This window comes from Chitinimonas prasina, from assembly GCF_030160395.1.
GTDB lineage: Bacteria > Pseudomonadota > Gammaproteobacteria > Burkholderiales > Chitinimonadaceae > Chitinimonas > Chitinimonas prasina.
In genome coordinates this window covers 128,448-140,148 of sequence record NZ_BSOG01000005.1, presented here as the reverse complement: position 1 = coordinate 140,148, position 11,701 = coordinate 128,448, and the positions used below count along the sequence as shown (strand labels likewise).

The 11,701-nt window shown below is 58.9% G+C and carries 8 protein-coding genes and 3 tRNA genes; 10 read left to right on the top strand and 1 reads right to left on the bottom strand.

All coding sequences use genetic code 11. The features are described 5' to 3' along the window. Positions 1 to 74 precede the first annotated feature (74 nt). The 9 genes from QQK16_RS17565 to QQK16_RS17525 all read left to right on the top strand — a co-directional run bounded on the left by QQK16_RS17565 (position 75) and on the right by QQK16_RS17525 (position 9,428). Positions 75 to 159 (top strand) — tRNA-Leu (locus tag QQK16_RS17565). Between the two features lie 74 nt (positions 160 to 233). Next, positions 234 to 1,535: a trigger factor gene (gene tig, locus QQK16_RS17560; protein ID WP_284197781.1), complete on the top strand. Its 1,302-nt coding sequence runs from the start codon at positions 234 to 236 to the stop codon at positions 1,533 to 1,535. A gap of 121 nt (positions 1,536 to 1,656) precedes the next feature. Beyond that, positions 1,657 to 2,304, top strand: coding sequence for an ATP-dependent Clp endopeptidase proteolytic subunit ClpP (gene clpP / locus QQK16_RS17555; protein ID WP_284197780.1), 648 nt, complete (start codon positions 1,657 to 1,659; stop codon positions 2,302 to 2,304). An 84-nt stretch (positions 2,305 to 2,388) separates the two neighbouring features. Further along, positions 2,389 to 3,666, top strand: a complete 1,278-nt coding sequence (gene clpX / locus QQK16_RS17550) for an ATP-dependent Clp protease ATP-binding subunit ClpX (protein WP_284197779.1) — start codon at positions 2,389 to 2,391, stop codon at positions 3,664 to 3,666. A gap of 306 nt (positions 3,667 to 3,972) precedes the next feature. Continuing rightward, a complete protein-coding gene (lon, locus tag QQK16_RS17545; protein WP_284197778.1) occupies positions 3,973 to 6,393 on the top strand; it encodes an endopeptidase La in 2,421 nt (806 codons plus the stop codon). 582 nt (positions 6,394 to 6,975) lie between these two features. Continuing rightward, positions 6,976 to 7,248, top strand: a complete 273-nt coding sequence (locus tag QQK16_RS17540; protein ID WP_284197777.1) for an HU family DNA-binding protein — start codon at positions 6,976 to 6,978, stop codon at positions 7,246 to 7,248. Positions 7,249 to 7,319: 71 nt separating this feature from the next. Then, positions 7,320 to 7,395: transfer RNA gene (locus QQK16_RS17535), tRNA-Val, on the top strand. Positions 7,396 to 7,459: 64 nt separating this feature from the next. Further along, positions 7,460 to 7,536 (top strand) — tRNA-Asp (locus QQK16_RS17530). 86 nt (positions 7,537 to 7,622) lie between these two features. Beyond that, positions 7,623 to 9,428, top strand: coding sequence for a peptidyl-prolyl cis-trans isomerase (locus QQK16_RS17525; RefSeq protein WP_284197776.1), 1,806 nt, complete (start codon positions 7,623 to 7,625; stop codon positions 9,426 to 9,428). 74 nt (positions 9,429 to 9,502) lie between these two features. Here QQK16_RS17525 and QQK16_RS17520 read toward each other — a convergent pair whose 3' ends face one another. Then, positions 9,503 to 10,372 carry a CheR family methyltransferase gene (locus QQK16_RS17520; protein ID WP_284197775.1) on the bottom strand — a complete coding sequence of 290 codons (870 nt, stop codon included), beginning with the start codon at positions 10,370 to 10,372 and terminating at the stop codon, positions 9,503 to 9,505. A gap of 387 nt (positions 10,373 to 10,759) precedes the next feature. Here QQK16_RS17520 and QQK16_RS17515 point away from each other — a divergent pair, with 387 nt between their 5' ends. Further along, positions 10,760 to 11,641, top strand: coding sequence for an AraC family transcriptional regulator (locus tag QQK16_RS17515; RefSeq protein ID WP_284197774.1), 882 nt, complete (start codon positions 10,760 to 10,762; stop codon positions 11,639 to 11,641). Positions 11,642 to 11,701: the final 60 nt, after the last annotated feature.

The following is an 11,701-nucleotide window of genomic DNA, read 5'->3' as shown; positions in this document are numbered from 1 at the left end:
CTATAATCCTCGATTCGTTACGCGCCGCGTGTCGTGTCCAGGCATGGTCCGACCTAAAGACGCAGCGCCGGGAAGCGAGAGTGGCGGAATTGGTAGACGCACTGGATTTAGGTTCCAGCGCCGTAAGGTGTGGGGGTTCGAGTCCCCCCTCTCGCACCAGGATACGCTGACGCCGACGCTTGGTCGGTATTGATTGAAACAGAACTGTCTACACGCAATACAGGATTACTGACATGCAAGCACAACTGGAAACGCTGGGCCAACTGGAGCGTCGTCTCGACTTCGCCATCCCGTCCGCCGACATCGAAACCGCCGTGGATGCCCGCCTGAAGCGCGTGGCTCGCACCGCTCGTATTCAAGGCTTCCGTCCTGGCAAGGCCCCGATGAAGATCGTGGCTGCCAACTACGGCCTGCAAGTTCGCGAAGAAGTTTTGGGCGAACAGGTTCAAACCGCTTTCGCCAGCGCTGTGCAAGACCAGAAGCTGCGCGTCGCGGGTTTCCCCCGTTTTGAAGGCAAGCCTGCCGAAGGCGATGCATTCAAGTTCAGCGCCACCTTCGAAATCTACCCCGAAGTGGTCGTGGGCGACCTGACCGCTGTTGAAGTGGAGCGTCCGGTACTGAGCGTGACCGACGCCGAAGTAGACAAGACCATTGAAATTCTGCGCAAGCAGCGTACCCGTTTTGACCGCGTCGAGCGCGCTGCCGAGAAGGGCGATCGCGTGATCGTCGACTTCAAGGGCACCATCGACGGCGTGGCATTTGCTGGCGGTTCCAGTGAGAACTACGCCTTCCTGGCTGGCGAAGGCCAGATGCTGCCTGAGTTTGACAGCGCCGTGATCGGCATGAAGGAAGGCGACACCAAGACCTTCGACCTGGCCTTCCCGGCTGATTATCAAGGCAAGGACGTGGCCGGCAAGACCGCCCAGTTCGAAGTGACCGTCAAGAACGTGGCTGGTGCGACCATGCCCGAGCTGGACGCTGCCTTTGCCAAGACCCTGGGTGTGGAAGATGGCAGCATCGATGCCCTGCGTGCTGAAATCCGCAAGAACGTCGAGCGCGAAGTGAAGCGTCGTCTGACCGCTCGCGGCAAGGAAGCCGTGATGCAGGCCCTGCTGGACGTCAGCCCGCTGGAACTGCCGCGTGCACTGGTTGGCCAGGAAATCGGCCGCTTGATCGAGAACGCCCGTCAGGAAATGCAGCAACGTGGCTTCGATCCCAAGGAAATGCCTTTCCCGCCTGAGCTGTTCGAAGAGCAGGCCAAGCGTCGCGTCAGCCTGGGTCTGATCCTGGCTGAAGTGGTGCGCGCCAACAATCTGCAAGCCAAGCCTGAGCAGATTCAGACCATCGTGGCTGAATTCGCCGAGAGCTACGAGCATCCGGAAGAAGTGGTCAAGTGGTACTATGCCAGCAGTGATCGCCTCGAAGGCCCGGAGGCGCTGGCGCTGGAAGACAACGTGGTTGAGTTCGTCTACTCCAAGGCCAAGACGGTTGAGAAGCAACTGGCGTTTGACGAACTGATGGGTCAGCAAGCCTAAGTTTGCGTCCTACGCTTGAAATCGGGCTCGTCCGCCTTACCTTTATAGGTAAGTGCCGGCCGGGCCCTTTTTTATCCGGCTTATCCGGCCCCCTACACGACTTGCCGACAAGAAGGACAGCATGAGCAACTTCAATCCCGCCGATTGGCGCAACACCCACACCGAACCGCAGGGCTTGGGCTATGTTCCCATGGTCATCGAGCAAAGCGGCCGTGGCGAGCGTGCCTACGATATCTATTCGCGCCTCTTGAAGGAACGCGTGATCTTCCTGGTGGGGCCGGTCAACGATGCGACCGCCAACCTGGTTGTGGCGCAGATGTTGTTCCTGGAGTCGGAGAATCCGGACAAGGATATCTTCCTCTACATCAACAGCCCCGGCGGTTCGATCTCTGCTGGCATGTCCATCTATGACACCATGCAGTTCATCAAGCCCGATGTCTCCACCTTGTGCGTGGGTATGGCTGCCAGCATGGGCGCCTTCCTGTTGCAGGCGGGTGCCAAGGGTAAGCGTTTTGCCCTGCCTAACTCCACGGTGATGATTCACCAGCCCCTGGGTGGTTTCCAGGGCCAGGCGACCGATATCGAGATTCATGCCAAGTACATCCTGAGCCTGCGTGAGAAACTGAATGCCCTGATGGCCCAGCACACTGGCCGCAGCATCGAAGAAATTACCCGTGACAGCGACCGTGACAACTTCATGACCGCGACGGAAGCCCAGGCCTATGGCTTGGTCGACCAGGTGATCTCCTCGCGTCAGGCGCTGGCCTGAACCCGACAGTCGGGAGTTCGTTCCCGGCTGCCTTATTAGATAGAACGTGGCCGCCTGGCGGCCACTTGCGATGGCGAGGTTGCCATGACCGAAAAAGAAAAACTCCTTTACTGCTCCTTCTGCGGCAAGAGCCAGCACGAAGTGCGCAAACTGATCGCTGGTCCACAGGTCTTCATCTGTGACGAATGTATCGAGTTGTGCAATGACATCATCCGCGAAGAACTGCAGAGCGGCACGGCAGTGACCGGTGCGGCCAAGACCGGTGCTGCCGGCAAGCTGCCAGCGCCGGCCGAAATCCGTGCCTCGCTGGACCAGTATGTGATCGGGCAGGACAAGGCCAAGAAATCGCTGGCGGTAGCGGTGTACAACCACTACAAGCGGCTGGCCAATCCGGCTGCCAAGACTGGCGACGTCGAGCTGGCCAAGTCCAATATCCTGCTTATTGGGCCAACTGGTTCGGGCAAGACCTTGCTGGCACAGACCCTGGCACGGCTGTTGGATGTCCCCTTCGTGATGGCGGACGCCACTACGCTGACCGAGGCCGGCTATGTGGGCGAGGATGTCGAAAACATCATCGCCAAGCTGCTGCAGAAGTGCGATTGGGATATCGAGAAGGCGCAGCGCGGCATTATCTATATCGATGAAATCGACAAGATTTCGCGCAAGTCCGACAACCCGTCCATTACCCGCGATGTTTCGGGTGAGGGCGTGCAGCAGGCTTTGCTGAAGCTGATCGAAGGTACGGTGGCGTCGATACCGCCGTCGGGTGGCCGCAAGCACCCGAATCAGGAATTCCTGCAGGTTGATACCACCAACATCCTGTTCATCTGCGGTGGCGCTTTTGATGGCCTGACCAATGTGATACGCCAGCGTTCGCAGAAGGGCGGTATCGGTTTTGCTGCCTCGGTGCACTCCAAGGACGCCAGCAAGGATGTAGGCAAGACCCTGCGTGAGACCGAGCCGGAAGACTTGATCAAGTTTGGCTTAATTCCCGAGTTCGTGGGCCGCCTGCCTGTGGTGGCGACCCTGGACGAGCTGGATGAGGCTGCCTTGATTACCATTCTGACTGAGCCCAAGAACTCGCTGATCAAGCAGTACCAAAAATTGTTCGAACTGGAAGGTGCCGAGCTGGAAGTGCGCCCGGAAGCGCTGAACGCCATTGCCCGTAAGGCACTGGCGCGCAAGACCGGTGCCCGGGGCCTGCGTTCCATCCTGGAAGGTGCGCTGCTTGACACCATGTACGAGCTGCCGTCGCAACACGATGTGCAGAAGGTAGTGATCGATGAGAATGTGATTGATCACGCCGGGCAGCCCCTGCTGGTGCATGGCGACAAGGATAAGTCACAGGCGCAGGCTGCCTGAGTCCAAGCTGCCGCGCGAATTGTCGCGGGCGGTCGCTTGTTGGACGAAGCCCCGTAAGAAATTCCATATGAACGCTGTTTTTTTGGGATTTCCTGCCGCAGCTTCAACCTTATCATGCTGATGTTGCAGGATGGTGTGCAAGCGCTAAGTCGTTCAAAGCAAAAGAAACCGCCCTTAGGGGCGGTTTCTTTTTGTGGCGGGTGGTTGCCGAGCCGGGCTTTTATCAGTCAAGATGGACTTGCACCACGTTGAAATCTGCGTTCTGCGCCCCATCTTCCAGACATAGACTCTCGCACTGGATACCCCATGTCCCAGCACACTGAACTGCCAGCCCACTCTATTGACATGCCACTGTTGCCTTTGCGCGACGTGGTAGTGTTCCCTTTCATGGTCATACCGTTGTTCGTCGGCCGGCCCAAATCCATACGTGCGCTGGAAGCCGCCATGGAGGCAGGCAAGCAGATACTGCTGCTGGCTCAGAAGAACGCGTCCAAGGACGAACCGGTAGCGACCGATATGTACGACGTCGGCACTGTTGCCACCATACTGCAGATGCTCAAGCTGCCTGACGGCACCGTCAAGGTGTTGGTCGAGGGCAGCCAGCGCGCGCTGGTGGAGACCATTACCGAGGACGACGGCCACTTTACTGTGACTGCCCAGCCCGTCCCGATGGATGCGGTCGAGGACACCGAGACAGAAGCCATGCGTCGCGCGTTGCTGGGCCAGTTTGACCAGTTCGTCAAACTGAACAAGAAGATTCCCCCCGAGGTGCTGACCTCCTTGTCCGGCATCGAACGCGCCGGACGTTTGGCCGACACCATCGCAGCCCATCTGCCGCTGAAGCTGGAGCAGAAACAGGACATTCTGGAGATGTTCAAGGTCGGCGAGCGGCTGGAGCACCTGCTAAAGCAGTTGGAAGCTGAAATTGACATCCTGCAGGTGGAAAAGCGCATCCGTGGCCGTGTGAAACGGCAGATGGAGAAGAGCCAGCGCGAGTACTATCTGAATGAGCAGGTCAAGGCTATCCAGAAGGAACTGGGCGAGATCGAAGAAGGCGCCGAGCTGGATGAGTTGGAGAAGCGTATCAAGGCTGCAGGCCTGCCCAAGGATGCCAAGACCAAGGCGGATGCCGAGCTGAAGAAGCTGAAGATGATGTCGCCCATGTCGGCCGAGGCCACCGTGGTGCGCAACTACATCGATACCCTGATCGGCCTGCCGTGGAAGAAAAAGACCAAGATCAGCAAGGATCTGGCCGAGGCCGACAAGATACTGGATAGCGATCATTATGGCCTCGACAAGGTCAAGGAACGCATCGTCGAGTATCTTGCCGTGCAACAGCGGGTTGAGAAGCTCAAGGCCCCCATCCTTTGCCTCGTCGGCCCTCCCGGCGTGGGCAAGACCTCGCTGGGTGAGAGCATCGCCCGCGCCACCAACCGCAAGTTCGTGCGCATGGCGCTGGGCGGGGTACGTGACGAAGCCGAGATTCGCGGCCATCGCCGTACCTATATCGGCTCCATGCCCGGCAAGATATTGCAGAGCATGAGCAAGGCCGGAGTGAAGAACCCGCTGTTCCTGCTCGACGAAGTGGACAAGATGGGGGCGGATTTCCGCGGCGACCCTTCCTCAGCCCTGCTCGAAGTGCTGGACCCGGCACAGAACCACGCCTTCAGTGATCACTACCTGGAAGTGGATTACGACCTCTCGGACGTGATGTTCGTGGCGACGGCCAACTCGCTGAATATCCCGGCCCCACTGCTGGACCGGATGGAAATCATCCGCCTGGCGGGCTACACCGAGGATGAAAAGGTCAATATCGCCGAGAAGTACCTGGTGCCCAAGCAGATGACTGCCAACGGCCTCAAGGAAAACGAACTGATCATTCAGGAATCGGCGCTACGCGATATCGTTCGCTTCTATACCCGCGAAGCGGGTGTGCGTAGCCTGGATCGCGAAGTGGCACGCATCTGCCGCAAGGTGGTCAAGGCTTTGCTGCTCAAGCCATCGGATAAGAAGGTGACGGTCAACGCCAAGAATCTGGACAAGTATCTGGGCGTGCGCAAGTTCACCTACGGCCTGGCCGAGGAAAGCAACCAAGTGGGCCAAGTTACCGGCCTGGCTTGGACTGAGGTGGGCGGCGAATTGCTGACCATCGAGGCGGTGTCGTTGGCGGGCAAGGGCAAGATGATCACCACCGGCACCCTGGGTGAGGTCATGCAGGAGTCCATACAGGCGGCCCTGTCGGTGGTGCGTAGCCGTGCCGAAAGCCTGGGGGTGGATCCGGACTTCTACCAGAAGCACGATATCCATATCCACTTGCCCGAGGGCGCAACACCCAAGGACGGGCCGTCGGCAGGTATCGCCATTACCACCGCGATGGTTTCCATCCTGACCGGCATACCGGTACGCGCTGATGTGGCCATGACCGGCGAGATCACCCTGCGCGGCGAAGTGTTGCCCATTGGTGGCTTGAAGGAGAAGCTGCTGGCGGCACACCGTGGCGGCATCAAGCATGTGCTGATACCGGATGGCAACACCAAGGACCTGGTGGAGATTCCGGATAATATCAAGCAAAAGCTGGAGATCCACCCGGTGAAATGGATAGACCAGGTGCTGGCCTTGGCGCTGGAAAGGCAGCCCACGCCGCGCGTGATTGAGCCGGAAGCGCCAGCAGAGGCCGCTACTGCGGCCCCGGTGGCAGTGCCCAGCAATACGCCGACCAAGCATTAATAGCCGCTAACAAAACCCTTCTGGCGTTGTTGTGCGAGCTTGCCGTACCTACGTACTGTCAGCTGCGCGCGCCATCGCTCGCACGCCTAGCCAGAACCGCTGCGCTGGGTTTTGTTAGCCGCTCTAAGGTTGGGACAAGAGGCTGCCTGTATAGGCAGCCTTTTTGTTATGTGGGCGCGGAATCGGCAGCGTTGCCAACCTGAGTGGGTGCTGGCTGGGCGGCTATATTGCCTGGATGCCCGCAAATCCAGCAATGACGCGGCTTTGCGCTTGACACACGAAAAATCCACTTGCTATAAAGTCTAGGGAATCCCTGCGTGCGCCCCTGGGTGCGAGATGGCAAGACCGTGCCATTGCGCCATGGGGTGAGCCCCCACACATCCATCGCCCCGCAGCATGCCATGGCGCGGCAATGGCAGGGGTGGAATGAGGCAGTGTGAGCTGTAGCTGCCTTTTGCGCGAAATGATCTGCTCTGCCAGGCGCCGTGCCCATGTATCGAGCTTGATGCTTGTTCAGCGCCTATCGCTGTGTTTGACCTGTATTGCTGTTGCTCCATCCTACCAACTGAAAGGGGACATATAGTGAATAAGTCGGAACTGATTGACGCTATTGCGGCCGAAGCGGGGATATCCAAAGCCGCAGCAGGGAAAGCACTGGATGCAACCATCGCCTCGGTGACGGCTGCGCTCAAGGGCGGAGATATGGTGACGCTGGTGGGTTTTGGCACCTTCTATGTAGGGGAGCGCAGCGCCCGTAGCGGCCGTAATCCGCGCACCGGCGCGACCATCAAAATCAAGGCTGCGAAACAACCTAAATTTCGTGCTGGTAAATCGCTAAAAGATTCCGTACAATAGCTGGCTTACTTAGTCCAAACCCTGAAGTTCGCTTGGACGAGGCCTGCTGAGTAGTTTGTTGGTAGGTTCAGGGGTGGTTAGCTCAGTTGGTAGAGCGTCTGCCTTACACGCAGAATGTCGGCGGTTCGACCCCGTCACCACCCACCAGTTTTTTTGCCTTTGGTTGATTCAAGCAGCGCTTTTTACTGACTGACTTGGCCAAGTGGAACTTGGAGCGGTAGTTCAGTTGGTTAGAATACCGGCCTGTCACGCCGGGGGTCGCGGGTTCGAGTCCCGTCCGCTCCGCCAAATCAAAAAAGGGTGAACGCAAGTTCGCCCTTTTTTTTTGCCTGTCATTGAACCATTGCCCTAGCCGGGTGTGGAGATGTCTACCGATGTTCGAGTTCGTACAAAAGCACCGTGGTTTCGTGGGTGTGGCCTTTGGCCTGGTGATTCTTGGCTTGATGATGACCGGCGGCTCCGCCACCTTGATGGGGAACGGCGGTGCCGGCACCCTGGCCAAGGTCGATGGGGTGGAGGTCACCGAGCGTGATCTGCAGACATTGGCAGGCGGCCAGCAAGTGCCCGAGGCCGAAAAGCCCAAGATGGTGGAACAATTGGTTCAGCGTCAGTTGATGATGAACCAGGCCAAGGAACTGAACGTGCTGGCTGCGGATGCGCAACTTCGCGAGCAGATCGGTAAGATCGACGCCTTCAAGGGCGAAGACGGCAAGTTCAGCATAGAGCGCTACAAGAGCATGCTTGCTAGCCGCAATATGACCGTAGCCCAGTTCGAGCAGCTGTTGGGCGAAGACATGCGGATGCAGACATTGGTGGACAGCCTGGGCTCCAGCGGCTTTAGCTCGCGCCTGGCGGCTGAGCGCCTGGTCACTGCGGTGACCCAGCCGCGCGAAGTGACGGCACTGGTGTTTGGCGCAGACAAGTTCATGCCACAGGCCGTCGTGAGCGACGCCGAGGTCAAGCAATACTACGACAGCCACCAGGCGGACTACCGCCTGCCAGAGCGGGTAAAGCTGTCTTATGTGGTGCTTTCGCGCGAGGCCTTGCTGCCCACAACGGTAGTGACACCGCAGCAGTTGCAGGATTACTTCGAGAAGAATAAGGCTGAGCTGGTTCAGGAAGAGCGCCAGGTTCGCCATATCTTGATCGTCGCCGACACCGCTGCCAGCAAGGAGGTCAAGGCGGCTGCCAAGCAAAAGGCCGAAAAGCTCCTGGCTGAGCTGAAGCAAAATCCGGTCCGCTTTGCCGACCTGGCCAAACAGAATTCCGAAGACCCGGGTTCGGCCGCGCTGGGAGGGGATCTGGGATACAAGCGTAAGGGTGAGATGGTAAAGGCTTTTGGTGATGCCGCTTTCAAGCTGGCCAGGGGCGAGTTGAGCGGCGTGGTTGAGACTGAATACGGCTACCATATCCTGCAACTGCAGGATGTGCGTGGTAAGAGCTTCGACGAGCTCAAGCCCGGCATTGAGCAGTCGCTGCGCGCCGAGCTGGCCCAGAAGCGTTTTGATGCAGAAACCGAGAAGTTCACGGACATGGCTTACCAGCAGGCCAACAGCCTGCAGCCCCTGGTGGATGCCTACAAGCTGCCGCTGGTGCAGAGCGACTGGGTGAGCCGCGAGGCCAGTGCCGACCCGATGCTGAATGACAAGGTACGTGAAGCCGTATTTGGCGATGACGTGCTGAACAAGAAGCACAATTCCGAAGCCATTGAAGTGAGCAAGGGTACGCTGCTGGTGGCACGCGTGGCCGCCCATGAAAAGGCACGTATCCCCCCGCTGGCTGAAGTGGCTGGCAAGATCAGCGATCTGCTCAAGCGTGAGAAGGCAGTCAAGCTGGCACAGGCAGAAGGCAAGAAGACCCTGGCAGCGTTGCAAGCCGGTACGCCAGTGGCACTGGAATGGACGCCTTCGCGCCCCATCAGCCGCCTGCGTAGCGAAGGCCTGGACAAGCCCGCCATCAATGCCATCTTCGCCGCCAAGCTGCCTGGCTATGCCGGTGTGGAGAACAAGGACAGCTACATCGTCTTCAAGGTGAGCGCCGCGACCGCTGCGCCTATGGACCCGGCCATGCGCCAGAATCTGGTGGGTTCGCTGGAGCAGGTGACCGGTCGCCAGACGGTAGAGGCTTATATTGCCGAACTGCGTAAAAAGCAGAAGGTGGAGATTGCCCAGCCCAAGTAAGCACGCTGGCCGTACTTACCAAGAAAAGCGCCCTGTCTTTGCAGGGCGCTTTTTTGTTGCCTGTCGCCTGGCGGCTAGCGGGGTTTCTCCAGCTCGTACACCGTCTTGCCGCGTAGCTTGAACAGATGGGCGGCGTGATAGAGGTTCTCCGAGTGGCCTACGAACAACAGGCCATTGGGCCTGAGTAGTGGGGCGAATCGTTCCAGTATCTTTAGCTGGGTGGCGCGGTCGAAATAGATCATCACGTTACGGCAGAACATGGCGTCGAATGGGCCACGCACTGACCAGAGCGGGTCTATCAGGTTCTGCCGGCGAAAAGTCATCATCTCACGCAACTCGGCCTTGATTTCGTAATGGCCGTCGGCCCGCTTGTTGAAGAAACGCCCCAGTTGCTGCGGTGTCAGTTTGTCTACCTTGTCCGCGCTATACATGCCCGCCTGGGCAATCTTGAGTACGCTGGTGTCCAGATCGGTGGCAATGATCTTGACGGGTGGCCTGAGGCTATCAAATGCTTCGGCTGCCGTGATGGCCAGTGACCAGGGTTCTTCACCGGTAGAAGCGGCGGAGCACCAGATATGCTGGGTGCCGACACTACGGTTGGCCTTGAGGTGTTCCAGTAGCACCGGGAAGTGGTGGGTCTCGCGGAAGAAGGAGGTGAGGTTGGTAGTCAGCGAGTTGATGAACGCTTCCCACTCGGCCTCGTCGCCTTTCTCCAGTAGTACCAGGTATTCCTGAAAGGTGCCAAAACCATGCGCCCGCAAGCGCTTGGCCAGGCGACCATAGACCATGTCATGCTTGCTGTCGTTGAGTGCGATACCGGCATAGTCGTATATCAATTTCTTCACCCGATCAAAATCCTGCTGGGTGAACTTGAACTCCCGCACGGCGGGGGTACTCATGGCCGGTATGACGAAGGGCGGAGGGCTGGTGCGGGTATCTTTCATCGTCTTCTTATCTTAGAGCCTGTTCATGATTTTTTCACCCCGAGGCCGGCCCGCCCGGTTCCGGGCATTGCCGGCAGCGACCGCCGCGGTAGCGACCGCCGCGGCAGCGACTGGCGTTACCAGCCGCTTGCGGTACCCGTACCGCGGCACGGCTTATGCCTTGTCCGCCATCCGGCACAGCCCGGAAAGCCGGGGTGAAAGGATCGTGAACAGGCGCTTGGCAGCCCGGTTGGGGATGCAAAGCCCCGTTGGCACCTAGCACAGCGATACAGCCGATAGTTGCTGATGCAGCGTTGGTCTGGGGGAAGGGCTGTTTTGAGCAACTTCTGCAAGGCCAGCCAGGCACAGGATGGGTATGCTGCGCGTGGCTAATCAGGACAAAGCGACATGGCGACAAGGATGGCGGCGTACTACACAAGGCTGCGCAAGGTACTGCGACATATAGATACGCATCTGGCGGATGAATTGACCGCGGTACACCTGAGCGAGGTGGCGGCCTTGTCCAAATACCATTTCCACCGGCAGTTCTCGGCCTTGCTGGGTATAGGCGTCTACCGCTACATCCAGCTCCGCCGTATGAAGCGGGCGGCATTTCAGCTGGCGTTCCGGCTGGAGCAGCCCATTACCGACATCGCCCTCGCCAATGGCTACGATAGCCCCGAGGCGTTCTCGCGAGCGTTCAAGCGCTGCCTGGGCCAGACACCGTCGGGCTTTCGGCGCTTGCCGCAATGGTGGGCGTGGCACGAGGCCTACCATCCCATACTGACATCGGAGGCCAGACATATGCAGCATTTGATACCGCAGGAAGCCGTCAGCTTGATCGAGTTCCCAGCAACGCGCTTGGTGGCCATGGCGCACCAGGGACATCCAGCCCTGATCGGTAATACCGTTCGGCGCTTTATCGCCTGGCGCAAGGGCAAGCAGTTGCCGCCACATCGTCACGCCACCTTCAACGTGCTCTATACCGACCCTGCAGAAACGCCACCTGCCGATTTCCGCATGGATATCGGTGTCGCCACCGAGTTATCAGTCGCTGGCAATGGCGAGGGCTTGTTTGAAATCATCTTGCCGGCAGGCCGCTGTGCGGTATTGCGGCATATCGGCTCTGACGACACCCTGGCCGCCAGCGTGCACTATCTCTACGCTGTATGGCTGCCGCAGAGTGGTGAGACGCTGCGGGATTTTCCGCTGTATTGCCAGCGTGTCCGTTTCTTTCCTGATGTGGCAGAGCATGAGGCCATCACCGATATCTTCCTGCCATTGCAATAGGGCAGAGGTGTACGCGCTGCCCGCCTGCAGGTGCGGGGCGGTGGCGTGCAGGAGATCGGT

What these genes read in the sequence shown, in the direction of transcription:
- clpP (WP_284197780.1), top strand. Translation starts at nt 1,657, where the DNA reads ATGAGCAACTTCAATCCCGCCGATTGGCGCAACACCCACACCGAACCG.
- QQK16_RS17525 (WP_284197776.1), top strand. Translation starts at nt 7,623, where the DNA reads ATGTTCGAGTTCGTACAAAAGCACCGTGGTTTCGTGGGTGTGGCCTTT.
- tig (WP_284197781.1), top strand. Translation starts at nt 234, where the DNA reads ATGCAAGCACAACTGGAAACGCTGGGCCAACTGGAGCGTCGTCTCGAC.
- lon (WP_284197778.1), top strand. Translation starts at nt 3,973, where the DNA reads ATGTCCCAGCACACTGAACTGCCAGCCCACTCTATTGACATGCCACTG.
- clpX (WP_284197779.1), top strand. Translation starts at nt 2,389, where the DNA reads ATGACCGAAAAAGAAAAACTCCTTTACTGCTCCTTCTGCGGCAAGAGC.
- QQK16_RS17515 (WP_284197774.1), top strand. Translation starts at nt 10,760, where the DNA reads ATGGCGACAAGGATGGCGGCGTACTACACAAGGCTGCGCAAGGTACTG.
- QQK16_RS17520 (WP_284197775.1), bottom strand. Translation starts at nt 10,372, where the DNA reads ATGAAAGATACCCGCACCAGCCCTCCGCCCTTCGTCATACCGGCCATG.